The sequence below is a fragment of the Marinomonas sp. MED121 genome (genome assembly GCF_000153025.1).
In the GTDB taxonomy this organism is placed as follows: domain Bacteria; phylum Pseudomonadota; class Gammaproteobacteria; order Pseudomonadales; family Marinomonadaceae; genus Marinomonas.
In genome coordinates this window covers 264,240-291,079 of sequence record NZ_CH672432.1, presented here as the reverse complement: position 1 = coordinate 291,079, position 26,840 = coordinate 264,240, and the positions used below count along the sequence as shown (strand labels likewise).

Below are 26,840 nucleotides of genomic sequence, written 5' to 3'. Positions count from 1 at the left end.
TTGCCGAAAAAAGTAAGGTTTGTTTTGATGTAGGCAAAAGAGCCAATAATTCATTTATCTCATCGGTAAAACCTAGGCTTAACATGCGATCCGCTTCATCCAGAACCAAGGTTTTAACCTTATCTAGTTTAACCGCATTACTTGATATTAAATCTAACAATCTACCAGGTGTTGCCACGATAATATCACTGCCACCACGTAAGGATTGCATTTGCTTATTTACCGAGACCCCACCAAACAAAGCCAGCGTTTTAATGTCGCCGTTAAAGTGTACCGAATACGACTTAATACTGTCAGCCACTTGCTTAGCAAGCTCACGGGTTGGCACCAATATCAATCCCGTCACAAAATTACCCGCATTAGAGTGTGTGGATAGGGATTTTTGTTGATAGATTTGCTGCAACAGGGGTAAAGCAAAAGCAGCGGTTTTTCCTGAGCCTGTGTTAGCCCCAGCGATTAAGTCTTGCCCTGCTAAAACATGAGGAATTGCTTGCGCCTGTATCGGTGTAGGTTGCTGATAATCAAGGACGATCAGTCTATCAAGCAAAAGTTGAATAAGGTTTAGATCGGTAAACTTAGTGGCGACTGTTGTGTTCATTAAGATAAAGGGCTCAAAGCTAAAATAATTGCCGCGCATTCTAGCTTATTTACACGAGGGAAGCTGCGATTAACTCACCTCATCTCAGTCGTATCAGCAAAAATGTCAAAAAGGCGTTACTTTGCCCGTGATTAATAGAAAGTTATTCTAAGTACTTTTGATCAGAGACAACAGACAACACAGGATGACACTCTTTTTAAATCTCCTTTTATCCTAGCGCTTAGGCAGAAAGTTTTATTCGAAAACACTAAGGCCCCGTTAACCAATGTATTTAATGCTGACTATTTTTAAAGTAATGCAACCTTTCTAAATTCAAGCTGAATTCATGCCCATTAAGCATGGATGAAAATAGACCAACCAGCCACGCGATAAGATCGCGTCTTGATAAGCTGAGGTTCACTTGAGAATTTTCGTTTTATTCGCCTATCTTTTCGTCTCAATACCACTATTTTCATTGCTTTAAGGCCATTCTTTGCAGATGTTTAATTTAATGATTGACTCGGAGATTCCTAAAGGCGTACATTTGCGAAAATTTCAACATATGATCAAAAAATCATCGGCCCCTAACCTTGTGAGACCCTAGCCCATGACAGCAACACTCCTTTCATTACTCGCCCTATTTACCAGTGGGTTTGTTATCTTTTTGAGCCATGGATTAATCAATATCCTATTGCCATTAAGATTGAGTATTGAAAACGCCAGCGCCGGAAGTATCGGTATGATTATGTCCATGTTTTCTGTGGGCTTATTGCTGGGTGGTATTTATACCCGACGTTTGATTATTCGTGTCGGTCACATTCGAGTTTACAGCGCCTGTGCTGCACTTGCTGCTATTAGCATCTTGATATGCTACCTATGGCTAAATGAGTGGGTATGGGCCATCATGCGCATTCTCATGGGGTTTTGTATTGCTTCAACTAACATAGTATCTGATGGTTGGTTAAGTGAAAGAGCCACCAGTGAAACCCGCGCACGTATTTTGGCAACTAACCAAATCGTTGTATTATTAGCCATGTTTCTTGGCTCTTTCATGATCAACTTGGCAGATATCAGTGATGCCACTTTGTATATCATTGCCGGTCTTTTACTTTGTGGTGGCGTCGTTCCTATTGCTATGGGTAAAGCCACAGCACCAGAAGTCGAAGATACAGCACCTATGCCGATAATAAAGTTAATTAAAACGTCACCAGTTGGTGTTACAGCTGTGCTTATTTGTGGCTTTGTTTTAGGCTCATTATTAAGCATGTTACCTGTCTATGCGGGGTCTAAAGGTATTGCAGGGTTTAACCTATCTTTGCTTGTAGGTGCAGCGATCATTGGCGGTGTGGTTTTACAGCTTCCGATAGGCTATTTAGCCGATCGATTTGAGCGTCGTAAAGTCATGCTTAATATCGTGCTTTTCTCCATGGTTTGTACCTTAATAACACCTTACATTTTAGATTTTGATTTATTCATAGTGTCTTTGGTGTTAATTAGTTTAAGCAGTGGCATTGTTTCAAGTTTGTACCCGCTAGGTATTGCCGAAACCTTCGACCGTTTGCAACAAAATGAAATGGGCAGTGCCATTGGCGCCATGATTATTATTTATGCCAGTGGCGGTATCATAGGGCCTTATGCCGTCGGTTTGGTCATGCAACATATTGGCGTTGATTACTTCTTTACGTCTTTAGCAATAATGCAGCTAGTTTTTGCTTTCTTCATTGTTTACCGAAGTCGAGTTCGACGTTCGATTCCAACCGAACAACAAGAGGCTTTCGTCGCACAAGGTGGCGCAACCGGTTGGGTCAGTACCGAGCTGGACCCTCGTACTGAATATGTCGATACCGTTACTTTGAGCCCAGAGGCTCAAACTGCTGTCGATATCGCCATGATAGATCCAAAGCTTGCCTTAAAAATGGTAAGTATCTTAGCCAAAGCGGATCCAGACCATATCCTAGATATCGCCAGAGCGGTAGCTGGTGTTGAAGGGGTTGATGTAACCGAGCTTTATCAAAGGGTGAATAAAGAAGATCCTGATCATCAACAAGAGTTGATTCAAACCATTATCACAGCAACACCAGATTCAACCACTGACCTAGTTAATATGGTCTTTGAAGAAGCGGAGTCTGAAGATATTGCAGAACTAGCCACTGTGATGACAGAAGCTGACCCTGAACACAGTTTGGAAATTATCGAAGCGGCAACAGAGGCTGTTATCGAAGATAACCCAGAAGTGGTTGTTGAGATCGCAGAAGCCTATGCAACGAGTGCGGCGACTAACCTTGAAGAAATGCGTTATGCAGATCGTCTTGCCGATGATGGTGATGTAGAGCAGACCATTACAGATATGGTTGAAATGATCACAGAGAAAGCGCCTGAGCATGCTGAAGATGTAGAAGCGGTTATTCCTGATATTGACCCTTTTGTTGAAGTAAGTGATGACCTTGACTCAGACGATAACCAGCCGGCTGAATCCGAAGAAGCGTCTCTCGATCAAGAAGAAAGCGATGAATCTGAAGCATTTACTACTAAACAGTCTGATAAAGAGCCAAATGAAGAACGAAAAGTAGAGCCTCATGAAGACTCTGATGAAATGGTTACAGAAGCGGCTAAAGGATCAAATAAAGAATCAACTTCTGATACGTCAAATGATGTGTCATTAGATTCAAACAGTGACTCTAAAGAAGCACTTTCAGACAAAAAAGACGAGCCTAAAAGCTAACGATAAGCCTTGCTATCCTGAAACTAAAAACGCCTGCTCACATGAACAGGCGTTTTTGGTTAAGCCTTTTTAAATACTGATAGCTACTAATTAGCTGCCGCACGGGTAAGATTTGCTAATACATTAGAAATTTTAGTAATTACTTGATCACAACCCTTAATCGCATGTCTCTCTTTGAGATAAGCAGGTGCATTATAAGTTACCCAAGCTTGGCCTTTATCATCTTGCCAAAACAAGGCTTTTTGCGGCAAATCTATTGCAACGGTTTTAGAACATTGCATTAGGGGGGTACCAATTTTAGGGTTACCGAAAATAATTACTTGAGTTGGTGCCAACTTAAGCGCCACCTTCTCAGCATTTTGCTCATGATCTACCCTAGCAAATACATTAATCCCCTTCTTCTTTAAAATAGATTCAAAACGGTCTGCTGTTTGGTTCACCGTATGCTGGCTTTTAATACTCACTAAGCCTGTCCCATTATCGTCCGCAATAAGCGCAGAAGAAAGTGAGAGAGCCAAAATGCTCGCTGAAATGTATTTAAGCATAGATCTAACATCCTTTTGTTTGTTTTTAACCTCATTCAATCGCAATTTAGAATGCACTAAAAAGCTGAGATTTAACCTTGGATGTTATTTAGTTAAGTTAGTTCTAATTTAATAGCAGATAGTTAACATTATTGTAGAAAGTTGCAAGATCTGTCTTTGCAAACAGAGGTAAGAAGGAGATTAGATTATACATCCTCTCTAAAGCTCTAAACACAGCGGAAAGTGATTATGAAAGGTCTGTGTCTAAATGAAATTCTGGCTGTATACCCGTTCTAGTACAGTGCGCCATTTGTATTTTATTTTCTTTCGTGACACATGCAACGATGTCATAATCCGCCGCGCCAGCTGACCATAATGTCGGTTTTTTCACAGTTAACTCGTTGTCTCCATTCAAGCTTGTCCCTTCCATTTCTGGTGTCATTTCTACTTGCACCAATTCTCCGGCAGGGCTGTCTTCTGCAAGTGCGACGTCGCCAAAGAATTTTTTACTAATAGTGTAGCGTTTTTCCCATCCACTAGCTCTTTGTTAACTATTTTCCAATTTTTTTTACCGTTATACATAACCTCCTGGCCAACGTCGCCATTTTGTCCTATTTGCCTTTGAACTACGGTTGATATACCTAATCCTGCCCCTACCTTCTGATTCATACGGTTTCTTACTCCTCCTAGAGCTGAAGATCCATGCCTCCGATTCACGATACCGAAGCTCTGTTTTGGACACTTGTTTCTTTGAGTAATCGTTCGACTTTTATTCTCTTTTCGTCTTTCTACTTGTTCATACATATCTCAAACCTTTTTAAATTGGACTTTAGTCATTGTTATAGGCTTCCTTTATTGCCTATAACAATTGGGATAAAAAACGTTTTAATGGCTTTTAGGTTTTGTTATGGGCTTGTTTTAGGTGTGAAATCAAGAACTGAATCTATTATTAAATCTTATACATTTTCATCGTTTGCAAAGTTGCTAACAAGCAATCACTTCCTTCATTATTGCAAATATTACCTTTTGCCAATTCTTCCATCATCCAATTAAATGACTTGTCCTTAGGTTTCCATTCCGTAGCATTTTTAGGGCATATTAATGCATTTTTCACATAATAGAGCTTAGAATCCTTATCATTTAAAATATCTACTATTTTTGTGAAGGCTGTCGTACGTTCAATGATCTCATTTTCATTTGCAGTTTCATCACCTGTATCATAATCCCTTATTGCCGATTCAATTTTTTCGTACTCTTCTTTGTCCATGCCAAATTGAACAAGTTTATCAATTTTTGGTTTAACTTGTGGTGGTAAGTAAACCAACTCTTCTTGCTCTTCGTTTAGGTCTTTATTCATTTTTTTCATAGCATCTTTACTATTATCCACACGTTGAAGAACTTTCTCATGAAGTCGCCTATCATAAATAGGAGGCGTTTGTTTCTTATCAGAAAGGAAAGTACCTTGCTTCCCATTACTTTTCTTCTGAGCAACAGAATAAGCAACCGCTCTACTTTTATTCTCTTTTGGTTTCTCTAGTTGTGCATACATATCTCAAACCTCTTAAATTAGATTTTATCGCTTGTTATAGGCTTTTTTCAGCTGCCTATCTCACCATGGATGGTACTTATTAGGGTAATGCAGGAGCAATTACCGATAACTCCCAGCCCCTCCAAAAAATGGACGGTGGATTTTATTCGGACTATCTCATTATCACTTTATGGCTCAATAACACTCGATTTGGGGGTTATTGAGCCATGTTCTTTTAACGCTACTGTCCTGATAACTCTAACTCGAACCCCAAATAAAACTCCTGTAATCATCTTCATTATTCAAGCTAATCGCTTAATACCCTCCAGCTAAAATCAATGCCCTTTGCCACCAACCCTTCGCCAGCTTCCAGCCCAGTGGCATCCACCGCCTTGGTAGGCTTGACTATGGATTTTATTGATTGCACTACATATCCGAGCTTGTAAAGCAGATAGCGGTCATAAACCAGAACGAATTACTTTCACTGCGATTAACTAATAGCATTTAGCTTTAAGGGGGGGATGTGCGTGCGAAAGGGGTTGGGGTTGGGATTCGGATTGGGGTTGAGATTGGGATGAGAGACTTTGCTTCTGAGTAAGGTAGGCAAGCGGTTGGCACAAAGTCATAACCTGGGGCTAGCTTTTGGGCATGGCGCTCTAACACTTAGTCAGCGAAATGCCCGAGAATTTAAACTTGTTTTTACCTAGGTACTCCTAAACCAGCAAGACCTGTATGAGATGAAATGTCACGCCAACTCTAATTGATGTAACTCACCAATGATTATATTAATCGTCTTCGCTTATTAAATGCGTTATTACCTTAGGTTTATTATGAAGGGTCCTGTGTACAGGACAGCGATCTGCAATTTCCATAAGCCTAGCCTTCTCTGCATCTGACAAGTCCCCAATGAGTTGGACTTTGCGCACTAACGCTTCTATCTGAGTATTATTTTCGTCAGCATGATTGGCATCTTTCACATAGTTCCTTTCATGGGATAAGCTGACTTCAACATGCTCAAGTGCTAGTTTTTTATGATTCGCGTACATTCGGATAGTCATAGCAGTACAGGCACCTAACGCTGCTAACAGATGCTCATATGGGTCTGGTCCGGTATTTTGTCCACCGACTTTTGTTGGCTCATCTGCAAACCATTGATGATGATCACTAAATATCTGTTGCTGAAATTTATGATCCAACTCGGCCACTCTTATATGACCATTTGTTACATGGGGTCGATCTGAGTGAAGCAAAGGAATGTAACGACTGGCCCAACCTGAAATGGTCTGTGCAACATATTCACTGTCAGCAGGTTTTGATAATAAATGGTCTGCACTATCCAAGCTAATAAAGCTTTTTGGGTGTTTAGCCGCTTTATAAATTTTTTCGGCATCCGTAATATCTACGGTTAAATCAAGGGGTGAATGTAAAATCAACAGGGCTTTATTTAAATGCTGAATATGTTCACTTGTTTGCGCTCTTAGATCATCCAAAAATTGCTTTTTAATCGTGAATTCACGCATACCTAAGCTCACTTTCGCTTGCCCATCACTTTCTATGGATTCTATATGAGCATCAAAATTATGGATAACATGAGCAGCTTCATGGGGAGCACCAATGGTAACAATTGCCTTCACTTGAGGAAGTTTTGCCCCCATGGCCAATACGGCAGCACCGCCAAGACTATGGCCTATTAATAATGCAGGTGCTTGATACCGCTCTTCAAGGAAGTGTGCTGCGGCTAAAAGGTCTTGTGTGTTCGATGAAAAATTCGTATTTGCAAAATCCCCATCGCTGCTCCCAAGGCCGGTAAAATCAAAACGAAATACCGCAAAACCATGTTGTACTAAATAACGGCTTATTCGAGATGCCGCTGCGATGTCCTTGCCGCAGGTAAAACAGTGAGCAAATAAAACATAGGCCCTGACAGCTTGATCTGGTGATTCTAGTAAGCCTGCCAGTGTTTGGCCTTGGCTTTGAAATTCCACTTTAGTTCTCATACTTTCTCTCCTAAAAAACAAAAAAGTCACTTATTTAGATCCGTTGAACTGCCTTACTCACCTAAAAATTGGTGTTAGTTTTCTTTTTTCTGTCACTCATTGGAACCTAGCGATAGAATTCGAGGTCTTTAGTTTATACTCTCTTCAATTTGACCACTGGCTATATTGGTCAAGCGCTTTAAAGAGTGTTAAAAATTTAGAGCAATACTTTCAACCACAGATGGACACTGATATGAGCTCATCATTACAAAATGCAAACTATAATGTGTCCTTGACGCTGAAACTCTATATCCTTGCGGGTGTCATTTTTGGTGCCTATGCCAGTCGCGTTTGTCCCTTTTTAGAATCACTCTCAAGCCTAGAAATTTTCACTCAAGTGAGCCTCATTTTTTCAGGCGTATTTTTAATTCGTCATTTCCTGTTAGCTAATCACACCTTAGTCAGAGAAGGACGACTTGCAAAACTCGATAGCGGGCTATTCTTCGCTGCAAGCATACCCGTCGCTTTTTATTACAACCTAAGTTATAGCTTCCCTTTGGACAGTAATTTAAAGGTTTTGTTCGGCATGACTTTATTTGGTTTTTTTACAGGCACAATTTTGCAACTTACTTGTAAGCTAGCCCAAATGAAAATGATGAATAAAACAGGTGAATTTGATTTTAAACTAGCAGGTCAAAGGAGTTCTTTGGTCAGCCAAATGATCTGGATAGTCGTACTCTTGCTGGTTACTCTGTCGTTTATGTTAACCATGGTTGCTGTCAAGGATGCATTTTGGTTAGAGCATAATCCTGCCAGATTTATTGATGGCAGTGGCAAGGTTAGCATTATCAAAGAGTTTATCTTTTTATCCGCCGTCTTGGCGGGTTATGCCATTAGCATTATGGTGCTTTGGAGTAAGTTAATTAAAGGCATTTTAATTAGCCAAGAGAGTTCTCTAGAACAAGTAACACAAGGCAATATTAATATTCGTTTGCCTATCTTTGCTTATGATGAATTGGGCTCTATGGCATCTTTAACAAATAATATGCTCGATAGCCTACAAAAAGCCCAATCAGAAGTAAAAACCACACGGGACGTGGCGATTGTCAGCTTATCCGCATTAGCAGAGTCTCGGGATAACGAAACAGGCGCTCACATCATTAGAACGCAAGAATATGTCAAGGTCTTAGCGGAGCATCTCAGCCTTGAATCAAAGTATTCAGATTCACTCACCCCAAATTACATTGAACTGCTTTATAAATCGGCTCCACTTCATGATGTTGGCAAGGTGGGGATTCCTGATAATGTCTTATTAAAGCCTGATAAGTTAACTGATGATGAATTTGAAATCATGAAAACTCACCCTCAAATTGGCGCTGATGCACTTTCAACTGCAGAGAAGCAACTTGGTACTAGCTCATTTTTACGGGTTGCTAAAGAAATCTCTTTAACCCATCACGAAAAATGGAATGGTAGAGGTTATCCAAATCAACTCGCTGGAGAAGACATCCCTTTATCTGGTCGTTTAATGGCACTGGCTGATGTTTATGATGCACTCATTTCAAAGCGTGTTTATAAGCCAGCCTTTAGTCACGACAAGGCAAAGCAAATTATTTTAGAAGGTGATGGCTCTCACTTTGATCCAGAAGTTGTCAAAGCCTTTTTAGCGGTTGAAAACGAGTTTGTTCGTATTGCTAGCACTTATCAGGATAATAAGCCTTAACCTTTTTAATCAGACCTAATTAATCAGACATAGCTATTTAGACATAGTTAATCAACAGACAGGTTAACCGTAAAGCGCATTAGAAAGTGCTTTAAAATATATGACATGTCATAACCATGAATATAATGATGAAATTTAAAGTCCTTTAGTGCTTCCTCAAATTTACGGTAATCTTCTAATGTATGTAAACCAACCGGCGAGGCTCCTCCATCACTGATCCCCTTTTTACTAGACCAGACACGATTAATCACAATGGGGTTAATGTCTTTATCTTCTTGAAAGTGCAAGGTGTAATTGTATTCATGGGAGCCACTGTTGCCACAAGGCCAAGTTTTTTCTAAGGCAATTTCTAAAATAGGAATGCGCTTCTCAAAGGAGGCATATAGCACCCACCTTGACACCTTGTGATAAAAATCTTGATCCATTAAGAGCCTAGTGCGAATGCTTTCTTTATCCGTACTCGCCTCTGCATTTGCTTCAGTGCTAAAAATCTTAAATAGTGAAAAGCCTGTGCTTATTTTCGCACCAGCACCAAGATGAATACGGGTTTTATTTTCTTCTGAATCCTCACAGCCCCATTGAATAGACTCATTAGCCCTTTCAGGCCAAAAAGGAAACAAAGGCTTATCCTCCAAGGCTTTAATTAAATTGAAATTATAATGAAAGACTTTTTCTGAAAAAGTTTGATCCCCATGAGCCACATAATAAGCATTATCCCTAAAGCTATAATAGGAGGAAGGATAAATAATTTTATACTCTTCTTCATACGTTCTCGGATTCTCAACCACCTCAACTTTAAATACATCTCTGGGGCCAAAGCCTTGGTCTCCCAATTGTAAGGGGCGTCTTAGATAAGCGAGAGGCTTACTCATCTTCTCATACAGGGTTAAATCTCGACTTTTCATTTCCCCCATAATGCCACCTTGAGTAATGACACGGGAGCGGCCCCGATATCTCTCTTGATAACTGACATCGACTCTTTTTAACAAGGTACCAGGCTCGATAAAGGCCCTGATATGAGGTGTTTGGGGCACATATAGTATGTGACCACGATTAACGACTAAGACATCCTCAGATTCATTATTTGCCAACACGCCCTGAGTAACCAGGGTTAAGCAAATAATGAAAGTGCTCTGTTTTAAAATCATCGTCATCTTATATCATCCTTGTTACCTTATTAGGGATTAACACTCAGTATAAGTTTAGCGCCTAAATTAGTCTTTTGATGTTAACTTAATGTTCTTTCGAACAATTTCTTCATCTTCTTCACCCGGCCAATAAAAGTCTGTTGCAATAGACCGACTGCCAGAGACTGCTCTTATAATGGCAAAATTATTGATACCTGATTTAGCGAAAAGGCGCTTTTGATACACACTTGTTGCTTCTTTCTTTTCTGTATTCTCCATTTTGCCAGTCTCTTCATTAAGCCGAGTTATCTCTTTTTGCATATAACCTGATTTAGCCACCACCAGATTTGCAATTGCAGGGTTGGGCTTGCGAGAAATGGGACTACTGGTAATTTGGGATACTTGAGCATTAGGAAAGCGGCTTATATCAATTAGCTGATACGCACTAGCACAATGAACATCACCACTAATAAAGCTAATGGGGACAGCAAAGCTATGTGACACTTGTAACACCTCGGTCAATAGCTCATCCCTTTCTGCATGGTTAGTATGATGAGACCACTCGTCCATCAGATCATCTTTCATTCCACTCAAAGAAAAATCGGCAATATCCACAAGACAGCTCCAATGCACAACCGGCACGGGCGAAACAATAAAGGCAGCCTCGGCATCCGATAAGCGATTAAGCCAAGCTTTCACTCTTTCAAACTGGGCTTTACCCAATAAACGATAGGTTTCTCGTTCACAATCATGATGACCACGAACATCAAGTACGTAATAATGAAACGAACCACGATTAAAGCTGTAATCCCACTGCATCTCTTCTAGGGCGATTAAGTCGCCTCTTTGCTGTCGTCCAGGGTTATGATCATGCTGGTATTCAAAATAGACTTGTGCTGCAGCTTGCCACGCTAAATCCACGACTTTGACATTAAAACTATCATCATCAAATTGAAAAAAATGACGTAATAATTTTCGTCGCTCTTCTTTTGTCCTAGAACCCCAACCATCCATAATTTCATGATCATCCCAAATCATATAACTTGGGTAACGGCCAAACACATCGCTTAGAGCTTCAAAATTCCAATAAATTTTGTAATATTCACGAATTAAGCCTACCAGGTACTGTTTAATGTCCAAATCTGATTTTTGCTCTAACTCATTTTTATAGCGCGCTAGCCATTTCCATAAATCAGTCATGCGTCCGTCATTAGTGTCTAGGTAAACTTGATCACCCGCGGCAATTAACAAATCAAGCTGCTCTCGCTCAGCAACATCACAAAGCTCAGGTAAAGCCCCCTCTTTTGGATGTGTCCAGCTATAGGGGTCATGGCAACTAAAGGAGGCAAAACGAATATCATGGTAATCAGTTTTAGCAGTGTCAAAATAAGCCTCAGCCGTATCGCCTATGATAGTTCGTCCTGCTTCTTGAATTTTGGTGCTCACGTCAGCACTAACGAGGTAATAATACCGTGTGTTAGGGTCTAAACCGTCGAGTTTGAAGGTATGACATAGCCCCTCATCTCTTAGAAACGCATAAGAATGCACGTTAAGATCAGGATAGTTTTGAAACCAGTTATCTAATTCTTTGCCATCCATGTCATCCAAGTCACCATTGAATTTGTGTTTGGATATGACTAACCCCCATTTACCTTCGACAGGTACTTTGACCCATATTTTGGCAAAATCTGGACCCGTATCTCCTACGATGACCATGTGTTGTAAACGAGGTTTTTTGGCTTCAAAACGCGGGGGGCTAGGTAAATGATTTCCCATTGCTATCCTTCCTATTCCATTTGGTAGTGCTAGATAAAATGCGGGAAAGAAAATCGCGAGTCAAATCTGTTTTATGAATAAGCCAGTTGCGATAGAGATAAAGATAGCGCTAAAAATACTAATAAAGACATTGTTTTACCCTGTAGCTCCCAAGCCTTTTGATAATACTAATATATTGACATGCAGGGCTTGAGCAGGATTCTAGGATTTAAGTTTTATCCATGATTTAAGTGTTAATTTGCAATAGCTAATATATAAACACTACAAATCAACTAGTTAGAGAATTATTTTTTTTGATTCACATGCATAAGATCCATAATAAATCCTTATTCTATCTGTATGATTTTTAAAATAAGTCAAAATAGGGTTTTTATTATTTATTAAAAACATTTCAATTTAGATTTTATTTATTTAGCACAAGCTTATTTATTAAATATCTTTATTAACGTTTTTATTAAAAATAATAACCTCAGTAAGACTCATTAGATTTAACTTATAAAAGAAAACTTGCTTTATTCGGAGTAGAAATGTCTCAGTCAGTAAAAGTTAGCATGCATGATATTGGTATTCCTTTCGGAAAAAACTTACATATAGAAATAGTCGCTAATAAAGCTCGCTATATTCTTAAAGTAGTGGGTTGTATGCCTAATAATACCCTTATTGTTAACGCTCCGACTGAAAATGGTAAAAGTATTTTATTAAAAGCAACCACTATCCTTAAAGCCCGCTTTATGATGGGAACAAGAGTTTGCGCTTTTATGAGTAAAATAACAAAAGTGACCAGAGAACCTGAGGTGTATTTCCACATTAGCTACCCTGAACACATAGAGTCCTCTGTGATCCGAGATAAGGTCAGACTTGAGACAAATTTAATTTCTATCGTTAAGCCTTTAGAGCACCAAAAGTCAATCGAATCTGTGGACTCAGGTATATTAGTTGATCTGAGTTTAGGTGGGGCGAAGTTGGTTTCAAAAAATGACTTTGGCTATGAAAATAACATGCTAAATTTAGTCGTTAAATTATCGATAGCTGATTTTAGTCAAGTTATTAATATGCAGTGTCAAATTAAAGTGCAAGAGATACGGGCCTATGATGAGGTTAAAAACTCATTGAAATATAATACAGACATCTCTTCTCTCTATACTGATTATCTTTATGTTTACAATTTGAAATTTGAGAATTTAAGTAAAGCTAAGCTCATTTTATTAACCGCTTATATATTAGAAAATGGCGCTATTCCTGATTAATAACTAGTTTAATAATACTAGAAATAGTTATTAATTAAGGGTTAAATAGCATCCACACCGTCCAGACAGGCGGCAAATGCTTCGATTGGCAGCAGCTTAAACTCTTCACTCAATATTTTAAGGCTTTGTATTCGATCACATCTAAAAGTGCGTACATCCTGTCTTAATTCATCCCAAACCAACACATACCATACAGGGAAATTTAACAATAAATAATGTGGTTTAATAATACGACTTGTACACTGTCCTGCCTGGTCTTGATACTGAATTTCACAGGCTAATTGCATTAAAAAAGCTTGATGTAGAAGCTCAACTAATTCTCTTTTATTCTTGTTAACGCTGGCGAGTACCATAGATGAAACTCCCTGCCCGATTCTAATTCTATCCTTTAGCCCTATCACCTTAAGTTTCATATTGGCAGAAAAAGACGCCATTAATTTTTGTCTGACACTGGTCAGTCCTGCCATAAAAATGGGTGATTGCATTTGCTCTGCTATTGCAAGGCTAATCATTAAATCGACAGCTTCTGAATAGGTAAGATTAATTCGACCCACGGCCCAATTTTGCTGTAATCGTACGCCCCCTCCACGCCCTCTATCAGCATCGATAGGTAAACCTTGATCTCGTAATATTTGAATATCACGACTAATGGTTCTTGGACTGACATTGAACTCTTCAGCAATTAAGGCAACCGTCATGGCATCACCGGATTTAATTCTCGCTTTAAGAATATCAAGCCGTTGCAGACGTTCTAAGGTGTTTGATCTTTTCATAAAACAAATATGACACTAAATGTCATATTTGTCGATAAACTGCATTTGTTCTTTTAATTCCGGATAAGAAGACACCTCAACTTATTTTAAAAAGGAAATTACCATGTCAAATCCAGTCACCATACTCGCACCGATTAAACTTGCTCAAGGGGTAACCGAAGCAGAGTTATTAGTCGCATCCGACACCTTTCAAAAAGAGTTTGTCGATCATGAAGCCTGTATTTTGAGAAGAGAACTCGTTAAAAAAAGTGATACTGAATACCTTGATATCGTACAATTTAGCGATGAACAAAGTGTTTATCAAATAATGGAGAAGGAACAAAATCACCCTGTATGTCAGGCTTTTTTTGCTTTAATGTCATTTTCTGAAGAAGAGTTAGCGTCTCCTCTACCTATCTATCAATCTCTGACGACCCATACCGCTTAGCGCCTCTTAAGAAACAATGGATGTGGAGCAGATAAGCTGCTCCACATTAACCTATTAGCAGGTAAAATAAATAGAGAGAATTCGATGGAACTACTTAAAAATAAGCTTTCTATGACGCTGGTTAGAATTATTTCATTTCATCTAGCCAAACAGCTTGATGCTTTAATCAGTGCACAAGCAAAAAACGCTCATTCAAGCCCTATCTTGCCTTTAGATCAAGATGCATTTTGCAGCAAAATATCAGATCAACTTGAAACGCTTGAATTAAAACAAAGAGCTGAGTTTATTGCAGATGAAATCTATCAGGCCTTACCTAAGGATCTAACATTAAGGTATCAAGTGATCAGAGGCATGCTGCATACTCGAACACACGCCAATCAGAAAGTCTCTCAACAAAGTGATGAAAATGGCTTATGCGGCTGGGCCATGATGTGCTTAGGCCCTATTGTTGCAAAGTACGGTCTTAGTGACTTTGATAAAAGCCTTTGTTTATTAAAAGATATGACAGCCTATTTTTCGTGTGAGTTTGATATTCGGCCTTTTATTATTAAAGATCAAAATAAAGCTCTCTCTATCATCAGCTCCTGGGTCAATGAAAAAGATTATCATGTACGTCGATTAGTCAGTGAAGGCACGCGCCCTAGATTACCTTGGGCGATGAAGATACCAGCACTCATACAAGACCCAAGTCCAATGGTGCCTTTATTAACCATGCTTAGGGATGATAATGAAGAATATGTCAGACGTTCAGTGGCGAATCACCTAAATGATATCGCTAAGGATCACCCTGAGTTAGTCGCTAGCATCGCGCACGAATGGTTAAATGATAAGGGGATTGAGGCAGATAAAACCAAACGCATTAATCGATTCAAGTTGGTCAAACATGCCTGTCGCACCTTGATAAAACAGGGCCATACACAGACACTTAATGCCTTTGGTATAAAACCTGCAAAAATAGCACTCGAATCTCTCAAGGTATTAGATAACAAGGTTGAGCTAGGTAAGGATTTATACTTTGAACTTACCCTAGGCTCAACCTCTAATGTAAAACAATCTCTGATTATTGATTACATACTTCATCATAAAAAAGCGAATGGCACCTTAATACCAAAAATATTTAAATGGAAAAGTATAGATATAGATGCCAGCCAAACAATTCGAATTGAAAAAAAGCATTCCTTTAAACTCATTACAACACGTAAATATTACCCTGGAGAACACGCTATTTCTGTCAGAATTAATGGTGAAGATTATGGCTACACTGAGTTTGATCTTGTTTCATCTATCTAGGTAACCTGTTAAAACGTTTTGATTGATAATTGAAACTTAATCGCAAAAAAATAATATCTTACGCCTAACCAAAATAAAAAAGCATAAAAAAAGGCACCTAACGAGGTGCCTAAAAAGTAAATCAACCAAATCAACATATAAACAATTTAAACCTAACTAGACTTATAAAGCCTAATTAACTCCACTGCATGTATCATACATTTTAATTCCTTGCTCAGTTTACTATCCCTAGAGTAGACATAAGCTTTAAAATGTATGACTGTAAAAACCCTTTGAAGAGTTAGTACAAGAAAAATATTATCGAAATCCTTTATCAAATAATATTACTGGGCATTACAAAATGGGTTTATTTGATTTAATAAGATTTTAAAATTACACAGTAAAAACTTCAGCTTGATCTGCTAGATAATTCACCTTACCACCTATATTTTTAGCGTTCATTTCAATACGATCAATGGCACTTGTATCATTTCTAAGCCTTGAGGCAATTTGTTCCATATCCTGGCTCATACTCGTTGTCGTTTGAGCAACTTGCTCAATAGACGCTGCCATCTCGATACTCGCATCAGAACCTTTTTGTGCACTGGTTTCAATTTCATGCATAGCAAACTCTGCTTTTCCGCTAAATTGCTCTATCGCATCTAAGTTTTCTTTACTGCTCGCCATCTTATCTATCGCAGCTTTAGTCGCCGATTGAATACTACTGACAATTGTTGAGATCTCTGAAGTTGCATCAACAGTCTTACTGGCTAAGGATCTTACTTCATCGGCAACAACAGAAAAACCTCGTCCAGCATCACCCGCCCTAGCTGCTTCAATCGCTGCATTTAGTGCTAAAAGGTTAGTTTGCCCAGCTAACTCATTAATCATGCCGATAACACCGTCAATATCCGCTGAGAGCTTACCTAACTCATCCAGTTGAGCACTGGTTTCACCAACAATCGATACTGTCTCGCCTAAATTGCCTAATACTGCTTTGATGGTTTTCGAACCCTCTTGAGCCGATTCATAGGTTTGTTTGACCTGTTCTTTCATATCCTGTGTTGCATCAAAGACACCCGCAACACTTTGAGAAATCTCTTCAGTTGCCGTCGCTAACGTGCTGGTTTGCTGACTAATAGAACCGTTACTTTCGCTGATATGTAAAACGGCTTTATCAAGCTCTTTCACCATATCATTCACATCTTGGCTAGTTGTAACCACATTGGATATCACATTACCTAATCCATCCGTCATACCATTCAATGATAAGGCTAACGCATCAAATTCATCGTTACGTCGACGATTCACTCCTGCTTTAGCGGTTAAGTCACCTGCCTGTACTTTAGCTAGGTCAGAACTTAAGTTATTAATATTGGCTTTCACACTTTTCACTATGGTGAAGAGTATGAGAGAGGCAAAGATGGCAATGAATAGGCTCGCTATAATCAAACTAACCTTAGCTTTATCAGACTCCTTTTGAGCTAACATTTCTGCTAATGCAACTTCCTGCTTCAATAATAAAGAGGCTTGATCTCTTTGCTGGTTAAGCTCACTTTTAATTTGACTAAAAGTATTTAAAAGAGATGTTACCTTAATATTGGCTTCACCAAATGCTTTAACGGCTGCAAAGTAAACGGGCGGTGCTTCACCAAACTTTTTCACTAAACCAAAGTTTTTTAAGCGAGCAAAGTAATCATCATATGCTTGCGTAAAAGCGTCAAAATTATCCGCTGAAGAATCCAGTTGATATGTGTTCGCATGCTTTTTCATGACTTCAAATTTAGCCAATACAAAACTGACCGATTTAATTTGGGTATGAATTTGCTCAGTTAATAACGCAACATTCGCGCGATACCCTGATGCTTGGTCAAATCCCAATTCTTGTTTAGCAGCGACGTACTCTTGTAGGGTTTTAAAAAAGGCCAAGCTTTGCTGATTTCTTTCCTTCAAAATATTGAGAATGGCAACATTATACAAACCCCTGTATTGATTAATATCTTCTTGCTCTAACTCATTAATCTTTGTGTCTACTAAGCTTAAAAACTCATTGGCTGAGCTTTCAGTTAGCATTTGTAGTTGATCAGACAGCCTAATCATTTCTACGTACTTTTGTTCAGCATTAAGTTGTAGCTCAGAAAATGACTTCTGCTTAATACTGGCGTCGCTTAATACAGCGAAGCCATTAAGCGCGACTAAGGTTAATATAGAGAAGCCTAATATTGCAGATATAAATAATGTGACTAATTTAAGCTTAAAGCTCATGTTTGCTAGCATATAAAACCTCTGTATTTATCCTTAAACAAGCCTTTAATCACATGCACCTTAGGGTGTAAATACCAGCATTTATTGGTAAAAGATCAAAATCAAAGACTGTATGAAATTTATATTAGAAATATGATTAGAACCTTTTATACATCAAAGTTATTTCACTTAACATAGCAAACCAACAAATAATGCTCACAAATAGCGCATAATAGTTCTAATAATGTGCGTTTATGAACAATATAACCATAAAAAAACTCGGCAGAAATGCCGAGTTTTCATAAAAAGTTACAACTGTCTAGCTAACAATTCTCACCTAGACAGTCTTCAATTAATCTAGATCAGCGCAAGCTTTAAACGCTAGCATTTGCTTAAGGCTTGCTCAACATCCGCTATAATATCCTGAATATTTTCAATACCCACAGATATTCTCACAAGGTCTTCGCTCACACCTGCTTTTGCAAGTTCTTCTGAATTAAGCTGTCTATGGGTCGTTGAAGCGGGATGGCAAGCTAAGGATTTCGCATCACCAATATTCACCAGCCTTAAAATCATTTGTAGTGCATCAATAAATTTTGTACCCGACGCAATCCCCCCTTTAATTCCAAAACTTAAAATGCCGGAGGCTTTACCAGCACAAATTTCCTGGCAGCTCTGATAATAAGGGCTAGTAGAGAGGGCGGCATAATTAACCCACTCAACTTTAGGGTGAGATAATAAATATTGAGCAAGCTGCTCTGCATTTTCACAGTGTCGCTCCATTCTTAAACACAAGGTTTCTAATCCTTGCAGTATTTGAAATGTATTCATTGGCGAAATGGCAGCCCCTGTATTACGTAAAGGGACAACGCGACATCTTCCTATATAAGCGGCTTCAGCAAATGCCTCGGTATAAACAACACCGTGGTAGGATGGATCAGGCTCGTTCATCACTGCAAAACGCACTTTATTCGCAGCCCAATCAAATTTTCCAGAATCAATGATTACGCCACCAATTGAGGTGCCATGGCCGCCGATATATTTAGTCAAAGAATGCACCACAATGTCAGCACCTAATTCAAAGGGACGACACAAAACAGGCGTAGCGACTGTATTATCAACAATGAGAGGGACACCCTGTTTATGCGCAATATCCGCCAAACGTTTTATATCAACAATATTACCCGCCGGATTACCGATTGACTCGCAAAAAATGGCTTTTGTATTTTCATCGATTGCCTCTTCAAAAGCCGCGTAATCATCAGCATTGACCATACGAACATCTATGCCTTGCCTTGGAAAAGTATGGGCAAATAGATTATAAGTACCGCCGTAAAGCTGGCTGGTGCTTACTATGTTAGAGCCAACCTCGCAAATACACTGAATAGCATAGGTGATTGCCGCCATACCGGAGGCAACCGCCAATGCCCCTATTCCCCCTTCCATAGCAGCAAGACGCTGCTCCAAGACTGAGGTCGTTGGGTTCATAATACGAGTGTAAATATTACCCGGAACAGCTAAATCAAAAAGATCAGCGCCATGCTGGGTATCATCGAAAGTGTAAGAGGTCGTTTGATAAATAGGGACAGCGGCAGATTTGGTTGTTGCTTCTGATTCATACCCATGATGTAGCGCAAGAGATTCCAGTTTCATTTGTGCCTCATTGAATGATTAGATGTTGATGAAAAACAAAAATTGCAATCACATGAGACTAACAGCTTAGTTATGAAAGGAAAACTGCTTCAACTTGAATAAAATAGATAAGCTATATTCTCTCTATTCAAGTTGATTGAAAATGGGACATGGCGGTTAATTTTTAAATTTATCCTTAAGCAATAATCTTTTCAACGACCATATCATCTAAGGTTTTAAAGGGATCTTCTGCCGCTTTAAATTTGTGATTTATTAACCCAGCATGCATGTTTTGCACATACATCTGTCCTTTTCTTTCAATCAGGTCGAGTGTTAAAACATCATCAATAAAATTAACGTCATTTAAAGCACAATAACAAACATCTTGCGTTCTACTGTTATAAAAGTAATAAGTATGATTATTATGGTCACTCACACTTGACCACTGAGTTTCATCAATTTCATCTTGATTAACACTTGATAGTCTAAAGCCAATAGGAACCGCTGTATTTGCAATGATTGCGCGGGTTTGAGCAATTGATTCTTGTGCAGAATAGGTTTCTTCGGTTTTACCTAAGTAGTAAGTTGCTCTTTGTAATCGCTCAACCGCTTGCGGACCACCAGGCACCATTTGAGAAGGCATTGGATTATCATGTCCCCAATGATATCTAGCGGACACATTTAATAATATTTGCGTTTCATATTCGGGTTTATTTGTCATCACTTTAAAATTATCACTGTGATAGACATTAAAAATGCCATTACAAACTTCAATAATGGCTGAATCACCATAAATATCAGACACGGCTAAATGCATTAATAAATCTATGTCTGTGGTTGGCATCTTTTTATTAATGAGTTGAATTTTTAAAGGACTATCATCTGCGAATTTATCCACGACTTCACTGACGTATTTACAGGTATCTAATACATACTGAACCCAACGCGTCACATCGAGTTGCTTATCAAATGAGGCAAAGTTAGATTGATAGCTTGCATCCGTATTAAAGAGTGCATTTGCAACCAAGCCCTCACTATTAACGCCTTCACTGGCCGCTAAGTCATGGCCTTCACCTAACATAGTCACAATGGATGAATACTCTGATTTCCACTCAAGGGTTTTATTCGTTATTTTTTCACAGCCCGTTTTATTGAGCCCTTTATTAAAGCAAAATAGACTGGTGGCAAGAGGCGTCTGCCAATCCATATTTCTAGCTGTGGTTAAGAAATCATTCGTAGCATTATTGAATACGCGCGTGCACATAAGCAGTCCTTTTGTTTATTAGATTTTGCTTACAAAATCGATAAATCCGAGACTACATCCATGAGATTACAAAGAATATTACCGGATATTACAAGGTGATTTCATGAAATTTACCGTTATAAAACAGTAAAATAACGCAACTTTAATGCATGATTCAACGAAACTGAGCGTTATTACAATATTGTGTTTTTAAAACATAAATTTACGTAAAAAAAAACGAGCCCTATTAAGCTCGCTTTTTCTTTAATACCTACACATTAGATACAGTTTTTGGCAAAGCTCTCCAAACCGGCTTGCGCACAACTTAAGTCCTGACTCGGTGCACCAGAGCTCACGCCGATTCCCCCAATCACCTCACCATTAACACTGACAGGCAAGCCGCCACCGACAATACATAAGCGCCCACCTAAAGCGGTATGAATCCCAAATAAGTGATTATCTGCACCTGGAATACAAGCTTGATTGTATTCGTGCGTGCCCTTTCGCGCTGACGCTGCGGTAAAAGCTTTATCTTGCGCTAAGGTAATGCTGTGAATTTTTCCACCGTCCATTCGTTCAAAAGCAATTAAATTGCCCGATTCATCCGTGACAGCAATGCACATAGGCACACCAATCTCTTCGGCTTTTTTCACCGCTCCTGCAATCAGTACATTGGCATCTGATTGGCTTAGTCTATTAATAGATAACATGGCTTCTACTCCTTAATACAAAAAATAAAAAAAAGGGTACGTGTTTTGTAGAATATAAAAATAACCAAGTATTACAGTTAGAAGCAGACAAACGGTTCACATGCATATGTCACTGATTTATGTCATACCTGTTGCAAACCGTTGTTTAAGTTAGTAGTTTTTTTCAGTGATGTATCCCAGCTCTGCAGAAATGGCTTTACCCGCTTCGACAAGATCTGCAATCCATTCATCTTTTCTTCGCTCTATTGGAGCAGATAATGATAAACCCGCTGTGATACCGCCAGATCTGTCATATAACAAAACACCAATACAGCCCACATCAATCTCAGCTTCTTCATTATCAAAAGCATACCCACGCTCAACACAAGCCATGCACTCTTGATATAGCGCATCATAGGAAGAAAAAGTGTTTCGGGTATAAGCGGGTAAGTTCGTTCTTTGTTCGTAACTGCGAATCCCCTCTTCTCCACTCATGCCAAGCATAAGCTTACCTACCCCAGTTACATGCAACGGCGCTCGTGAGCCAACGACCTGCTGCACATGCATCATGCGATTAGGTGTCACTTTTTCGAGATAGATAACCACGTCACCCTCTCGAATAGTCAGGTTGATAGTTTCGCCTACTTTATCTCTGAGTTTTTCCATATAAGGCATAGCAACCGCGCGAAGATCTACCTCTGAATGTTGTCGATTACTTAGTTGTAACAGCCTCTGCCCTAAACGGTATTCTCCACCCGCATCACGATCGACAAACTTATTATCAATCAGTGAATGGAGAATTCGATAAGCGGTTGAAGGATGCAAATTTGTATCTGCACTCAGTACTTTTAACTTAACAGGTTTGGTGTAACGAGAAATCGCATCAAGCAACAATGCCGCTCTATCAATTACCTGTATACGCGACTCTGGCTTTACTTTATTCATAAAACTTGCCCTTCTTTAAAACTGAACATTGCTAAAGAATATAAGGCTAAAAAAAAATAAAAACCATATAACGAATGAATTATTTGCATTTTCACATTATGAAAACCCTAAATTGCACTTTTTAACAATTTAAACCCATTAAAAACAACATCTTATAAAAATTATTTTATATTTATGCTCGTTTTCACAATATGAAACCTCATCACATTGCGGTTATTAAATTAACTTTATAAGGTAAATGCATACCAAGAAACACCGCACTTAATAAGCGTGTTTTAAATTTTACTTGAACCCTATGGAGTAGTTTCCTATGTCCGAACAGAATCCAGTTTTCATTCCTGGTCCTACAAACATTCCAAATCGCTTATTGAATGCGATGCACATTCAGACTCAGGACCACAGATCACCAAACTTTGTGGAAACACTGACTCCAGTACTTGAAGGTTGCAAAAAAGTATTTGGCACAACAACGGGCGAAGTCATTACATTTCCTTCAACAGGTACTGGCGGTTGGGAAGCAGCCATCAGCAATACATTATCTGCTGGTGACAAAGTACTTATCGCTCGTTACGGCATGTTCTCACACCGTTGGATCGATCTTTGCCAACGCCATGGTTTAGAAGTTGTTGTAATCGAATGCCCTTGGGGTGATGGGGCGCCAGCGGACCTTTTTGAAGAAGCATTAAACGCTGATAACAATCATGACATTAAAGCAGTACTAGTAACCCATAACGAAACAGCAACGGGTGTACGTAGTGATATCGCCGGTGTTCGTAAAGCCATGAACAATGTAAACCACCCTGCCATGCTATTTGTTGACTGCGTAAGCTCTTTAGCATCAATGCCATTTGAAATGGATGCATGGGAAGTTGATATCGCCATTTCTGGTTCGCAAAAAGGTTTCATGCTGACCACTGGTATGGCGATTTTAGGTGTAAGTCAAAAAGCATTGGCTGCAATGGAAACAGCAAACTTACCACGTACCTTCTTTGATTTTAGAGACATGATGGGTGCGAATGCGAATGGCGGTTTCCCTTACACACCACCACTACAGTTAATCTTCGGCATGAAAGAAAGCTTAGACATGTTGTTTGATGAAGGTCTTGAAAACGTTTATGCACGTCATTTCCGTTTAGCAGAAGGCGTTCGTCAAGCGGTTGCAGCTTGGGGCCTTAAGTTGTGTGCAAACACACCAGAACTTGCGTCTGACAGTGTCAGTGCCATTTATGTACCAGAAGGCTTTGACAGTAACGAATTAACTGCACATGCATTTGATAAGTACGGCGTATCTTTTGGTATCGGTCTTGGCGAAATGAACGGTAAAGCTTTCCGTATCGGTCACCTAGGTTCTTTAACAGATGTAATGGTGCTTTCTGGCTTGGCAACCATCGAAATGGCAATGGCTGATCTTGATTACCCGATCCAGTTAGGTGCCGGTGTTGCTGCAGCACAAGAGTATTTTCGTAAAACAGCTAAAAAAGCCAACGCCTAATCGCGTTGGTCTTTAATCCGATGACTTGCGAGGTTAAGCATGAGTTCTGAAGAAAATTTAGTGATTCCAACTTATGACGACGTGATTGCCGCTCATGAAAGAATCAAGCCTTATATCCATGAAACGCCGATTCTGACATCTCAACGCTTGAACGAGCAAACAGGTGCAGAACTATTCTTTAAATGTGAAAACCTACAAAAAGCAGCGGCATTTAAAGTACGTGGTGCTTCTAACGCTGTATTTGGTTTAACTGATGAAGAAGCAAAAATTGGTGTTGCGACACACTCTTCTGGCAACCACGCACTGTCTTTGTCTTATGCTGCAGGACAACGCGGCATTCCAGTAACAGTGGTTATGCCTAGAACAGCGCCTCAGGCTAAAAAAGATGCGGTAATTGGCTATGGCGGCACCATAGTAGAGTGTGAGCCTTCAACGAGTTCACGTGAAGCAACCTTTGCTGAAGTGGTTGCAAAATCAGGCGCTGACTTTGTTCACCCTTACAATGACCCTCGAGTTATTGCAGGCCAAGCCACTTGTTCAAAAGAGATGCTAAGCCAGGTTGAAAACCTTGATGCTGTTATTGCACCTATCGGTGGCGGTGGCATGATCTCAGGCACATGCCTAACCATTTCGAACATGGCACCTAATGTCAAAATTTATGCCGCTGAACCTCTAAACGCTGATGATGCAGCCCGTTCTTTTAGAGCAGGTCATATTATCGCAGACGATGCACCCAATACGGTTGCTGATGGCTTAAAAGTACCATTAAAAGATTTAACTTGGCACTTTGTAAGTAATCATGTCACTGACATCTTAACGGCCACTGAAGAAGAAATTGTTGATGCCATGAAGCTGGTTTGGAAAACAATGAAAATCGTTATCGAACCAAGCAGTGCCGTGCCATTAGCCACTATTTTGAAAAACCCAGAAATCTTTAAAGGCAAGCGAGTTGGCGTCATCATCACAGGTGGTAACGTAGATTTAGACAAACTTCCTTGGCTTAAAAACTAATTCAATTCAATTAAAAAATTGTTTTAACCTAGGCGCTTTCCGCTCATCAGCTTAAGCCTGGGTTAAACCATTAATTAACTCCTATAGGGGAATAAAATGACGACATTAGATAATTTAGAAGTTGGTTTTGATGTTCCTGCATTACCAGGCATGGACGTTGCAGATATTCAAACACCTTGCCTAGTGGTTGACCTTGACGCACTAGAGAAAAACATTAAAACCATGGGGCAATATGCCAAAGACATGGGGGTTCGTCACCGTGTTCACGGCAAAATGCACAAATCAGTTGATATCGCCCTACTTCAAGAACAGCTAGGTGATAGTTGTGGTGTTTGCTGTCAAAAAGTCTCTGAAGCAGAAGTTTTTGCTCGTGGCGGCATTAAAGATGTATTGGTGTCAAACCAAGTACGTGACCCAGCTAAAATCGATCGTCTAGCACGTATGCCTAAACTTGGTGCACGTACTATTTGTTGTGTTGATGATATTGAAAACGTTGCAGAACTTGCTGCTGCCGTTGCTAAACACGACACACAAATCGAATGTCTTGTTGAAATCGATTGTGGTGCGGGCCGTTGCGGTGTTCAAGCAGGTCAGCCTGTTGTAGATATCGCTAAAGCCATTGCAGCCACACCGGGTCTTAAGTTCTCTGGTATTCAAGCATACCAAGGCGCTATGCAGCACATGGAAAGCTATGCTGACCGTAAAGAGAAAATCGACATCGCTGTTGAAATGGTAGCTCGTTCAATCGAAATGCTGAAAGCCGAAGGTTTAGAGTGCGATATCGTTGGTGGTGGTGGTACAGGTTCTTACTACTTTGAAGGTAACTCTGGTGTATTTAACGAACTACAATGTGGTTCTTATGCATTCATGGATGCAGACTATCAGCGTATCCACGATGAAAACGGCGAGCGTATTTCTGAATTCGAAAACTCACTTTTCATCCTAACCTCTGTAATGAGCCACACTAAAACAGATAAGGCTATCTGTGATGCAGGTCTTAAAGCACAATCTGTTGATAGTGGCCTTCCTTACATTTTTGGTCGTGACGATGTTGAATACATCAAATGCTCTGATGAGCATGGTGTCATTTCTGATCCAAACAATGCCCTAAAAGTGAATGAGAAACTGAAACTTGTTCCTGGACATTGTGATCCAACCTGTAACGTTCACGATTACTATGTTGGTATTCGTAACGGCAAAGTTGAAACACTATGGCCTGTATCAGCACGTGGTAAAGCTTACTAAAAGCTAGGTCTTACTCGCTGACATCCTACCTGTCAGCGAGTGTTATAAATTACTTGGAGAATCACTATGAGCACTGAAAATAAAGGTGTATCTATCGTTTCAGAAGAAACATGCCAAGCAGTTGTCGGCCGCCCTGAAGCATTTACTGCTGTCGAGAATGTATTTGCTGCCATGGCAAAAAATTCAGCTTACAATTTCCCTGTGGTGCGTGAAGCTATCGGTCATGCTGATGCATTATATGGCTTTAAATCTGGTTTCGACCGTGACGGCATGGTGCTTGGCGTTAAAGCTGGCGGTTATTGGCCTGGCAATGCACAACAAGGCCTTACGAATCACCAGTCGACTGTCATCTTATTTGATCCAGACACAGGTAAAATTAAATCTCTTGTGGGTGGTAATTATTTAACAGCGGTTCGTACAGCAGCCTCTTCTGCTGTATCTATTGCGCACCTTGCCCGTAAAGATTCTAAAGTGTTAGGTATGGTGGGGGCAGGCCATCAATCAACATTCCAATTACGTGCAGCAGTTGAGCAACGTGATTTTGAAAAAGTCGTGGCTTGGAATTTCCACCCTGACATGCTGCCTAATCTTGAGAAAGTATGTGTTGAACTGGGCCTACCTTTTGAAGCGGTAAGCCGTGAAGAGCTAGGTGCGCAAGCAGACGTAATCA

Annotated in this window: 22 protein-coding genes and 1 pseudogene; 9 read left to right on the top strand and 14 right to left on the bottom strand. The window is 39.7% G+C overall.

Annotated elements, in window-relative coordinates; genetic code table 11:
• Window positions 1-598, bottom strand: a 598-nt coding sequence (locus MED121_RS16565) for a DEAD/DEAH box helicase (RefSeq protein ID WP_207382831.1), incomplete at its 3' end; no start/stop codon positions are given.
• Between the two features lie 586 nt (window positions 599-1,184).
• On the opposite strand from MED121_RS16565, the gene MED121_RS16560 reads away from it, so the two are divergent.
• Window positions 1,185-3,299, top strand: a complete 2,115-nt coding sequence (locus tag MED121_RS16560) for an MFS transporter (RefSeq protein ID WP_009834887.1) — start codon at window positions 1,185-1,187, stop codon at window positions 3,297-3,299.
• 86 nt (window positions 3,300-3,385) lie between these two features.
• Here MED121_RS16560 and MED121_RS16555 read toward each other — a convergent pair whose 3' ends face one another.
• The 5 genes from MED121_RS16555 to MED121_RS16535 all read right to left on the bottom strand — a co-directional run bounded on the left by MED121_RS16555 (window position 3,386) and on the right by MED121_RS16535 (window position 7,348).
• Window positions 3,386-3,844 carry a DUF302 domain-containing protein gene (locus MED121_RS16555; RefSeq protein ID WP_009834886.1) on the bottom strand — a complete coding sequence of 153 codons (459 nt, stop codon included), beginning with the start codon at window positions 3,842-3,844 and terminating at the stop codon, window positions 3,386-3,388.
• Window positions 3,845-4,070: 226 nt separating this feature from the next.
• Window positions 4,071-4,277 carry a hypothetical protein gene (locus MED121_RS16550; RefSeq protein ID WP_131470995.1) on the bottom strand — a complete coding sequence of 69 codons (207 nt, stop codon included), beginning with the start codon at window positions 4,275-4,277 and terminating at the stop codon, window positions 4,071-4,073.
• Window positions 4,268-4,627: a hypothetical protein gene (locus MED121_RS24540; protein ID WP_009834884.1), complete on the bottom strand. Its 360-nt coding sequence runs from the start codon at window positions 4,625-4,627 to the stop codon at window positions 4,268-4,270. Before MED121_RS24540 ends, MED121_RS16550 begins: the two co-directional genes overlap by 10 nt.
• 145 nt (window positions 4,628-4,772) lie before the next feature.
• On the bottom strand, window positions 4,773-5,372 hold the full coding sequence (locus tag MED121_RS16540) for a hypothetical protein (RefSeq protein WP_009834883.1): 600 nt from the start codon (window positions 5,370-5,372) through the stop codon (window positions 4,773-4,775).
• A 764-nt stretch (window positions 5,373-6,136) separates the two neighbouring features.
• Complete coding sequence (locus MED121_RS16535; RefSeq protein ID WP_009834881.1) at window positions 6,137-7,348, bottom strand: bifunctional alpha/beta hydrolase/OsmC family protein; 1,212 nt, start codon at window positions 7,346-7,348, stop codon at window positions 6,137-6,139.
• Between the two features lie 232 nt (window positions 7,349-7,580).
• Between MED121_RS16535 and MED121_RS16530 the strand changes: the two genes are divergently transcribed.
• Window positions 7,581-9,050, top strand: a complete 1,470-nt coding sequence (locus MED121_RS16530) for an HD domain-containing phosphohydrolase (RefSeq protein ID WP_207382830.1) — start codon at window positions 7,581-7,583, stop codon at window positions 9,048-9,050.
• Between the two features lie 47 nt (window positions 9,051-9,097).
• On the opposite strand, the gene MED121_RS16525 is transcribed toward MED121_RS16530, so the two are convergent.
• Window positions 9,098-10,204 (bottom strand): hypothetical protein, encoded by a 1,107-nt coding sequence (locus tag MED121_RS16525; protein ID WP_009834879.1) that lies wholly within the window; start codon window positions 10,202-10,204, stop codon window positions 9,098-9,100.
• A 60-nt stretch (window positions 10,205-10,264) separates the two neighbouring features.
• Window positions 10,265-11,953, bottom strand: coding sequence for an alkaline phosphatase D family protein (locus tag MED121_RS16520; protein ID WP_009834878.1), 1,689 nt, complete (start codon window positions 11,951-11,953; stop codon window positions 10,265-10,267).
• 551 nt (window positions 11,954-12,504) lie between these two features.
• On the opposite strand from MED121_RS16520, the gene MED121_RS16515 reads away from it, so the two are divergent.
• Entirely contained in the window at window positions 12,505-13,200 is a 696-nt protein-coding gene (locus MED121_RS16515; protein ID WP_165474627.1) for a flagellar brake protein, read from the top strand.
• A gap of 41 nt (window positions 13,201-13,241) precedes the next feature.
• On the opposite strand, the gene MED121_RS16510 is transcribed toward MED121_RS16515, so the two are convergent.
• Window positions 13,242-13,973 (bottom strand): WYL domain-containing protein, encoded by a 732-nt coding sequence (locus MED121_RS16510; protein ID WP_009834876.1) that lies wholly within the window; start codon window positions 13,971-13,973, stop codon window positions 13,242-13,244.
• Between the two features lie 103 nt (window positions 13,974-14,076).
• On the opposite strand from MED121_RS16510, the gene MED121_RS16505 reads away from it, so the two are divergent.
• Both MED121_RS16505 and MED121_RS16500 read left to right on the top strand, forming a co-directional pair.
• On the top strand, window positions 14,077-14,400 hold the full coding sequence (locus tag MED121_RS16505; protein WP_009834875.1) for a hypothetical protein: 324 nt from the start codon (window positions 14,077-14,079) through the stop codon (window positions 14,398-14,400).
• Window positions 14,401-14,484: 84 nt separating this feature from the next.
• Entirely contained in the window at window positions 14,485-15,690 is a 1,206-nt protein-coding gene (locus tag MED121_RS16500; RefSeq protein ID WP_009834874.1) for a DNA alkylation repair protein, read from the top strand.
• A 372-nt stretch (window positions 15,691-16,062) separates the two neighbouring features.
• Here the strand turns inward: MED121_RS16500 and MED121_RS16495 are convergent, their stop codons facing one another.
• The 5 genes from MED121_RS16495 to MED121_RS16475 all read right to left on the bottom strand — a co-directional run bounded on the left by MED121_RS16495 (window position 16,063) and on the right by MED121_RS16475 (window position 22,422).
• Window positions 16,063-17,946, bottom strand: a complete 1,884-nt coding sequence (locus tag MED121_RS16495; RefSeq protein WP_009834872.1) for a HAMP domain-containing methyl-accepting chemotaxis protein — start codon at window positions 17,944-17,946, stop codon at window positions 16,063-16,065.
• Between the two features lie 348 nt (window positions 17,947-18,294).
• Window positions 18,295-19,566: an aminotransferase class I/II-fold pyridoxal phosphate-dependent enzyme gene (locus tag MED121_RS16490; RefSeq protein ID WP_009834871.1), complete on the bottom strand. Its 1,272-nt coding sequence runs from the start codon at window positions 19,564-19,566 to the stop codon at window positions 18,295-18,297.
• 175 nt (window positions 19,567-19,741) lie between these two features.
• Complete coding sequence (locus MED121_RS16485) at window positions 19,742-20,809, bottom strand: linear amide C-N hydrolase (RefSeq protein ID WP_036180950.1); 1,068 nt, start codon at window positions 20,807-20,809, stop codon at window positions 19,742-19,744.
• Between the two features lie 257 nt (window positions 20,810-21,066).
• Window positions 21,067-21,498 carry a heme-binding protein gene (locus MED121_RS16480; protein WP_009834869.1) on the bottom strand — a complete coding sequence of 144 codons (432 nt, stop codon included), beginning with the start codon at window positions 21,496-21,498 and terminating at the stop codon, window positions 21,067-21,069.
• A gap of 150 nt (window positions 21,499-21,648) precedes the next feature.
• Window positions 21,649-22,422 (bottom strand): IclR family transcriptional regulator, encoded by a 774-nt coding sequence (locus MED121_RS16475; RefSeq protein WP_009834868.1) that lies wholly within the window; start codon window positions 22,420-22,422, stop codon window positions 21,649-21,651.
• Window positions 22,423-22,732: 310 nt separating this feature from the next.
• Between MED121_RS16475 and bhcA the strand changes: the two genes are divergently transcribed.
• From bhcA to MED121_RS16455, 4 genes and pseudogenes are all read left to right on the top strand, one after another.
• On the top strand, window positions 22,733-23,914 hold the full coding sequence (gene bhcA, locus MED121_RS16470; RefSeq protein WP_009834866.1) for an L-aspartate--glyoxylate aminotransferase BhcA: 1,182 nt from the start codon (window positions 22,733-22,735) through the stop codon (window positions 23,912-23,914).
• 39 nt (window positions 23,915-23,953) lie between these two features.
• On the top strand, window positions 23,954-24,925 hold the full coding sequence (gene bhcB / locus MED121_RS16465) for a beta-hydroxyaspartate dehydratase BhcB (RefSeq protein WP_009834865.1): 972 nt from the start codon (window positions 23,954-23,956) through the stop codon (window positions 24,923-24,925).
• A gap of 96 nt (window positions 24,926-25,021) precedes the next feature.
• The gene (gene bhcC, locus MED121_RS16460) at window positions 25,022-26,170 is read left to right on the top strand and encodes a 3-hydroxy-D-aspartate aldolase BhcC (protein WP_009834864.1); all 1,149 of its coding nucleotides are present in this window, start codon (window positions 25,022-25,024) and stop codon (window positions 26,168-26,170) included.
• Between the two features lie 66 nt (window positions 26,171-26,236).
• Window positions 26,237-26,840 (top strand): annotated as a pseudogene (locus tag MED121_RS16455) (ornithine cyclodeaminase family protein); the annotation flags it as partial.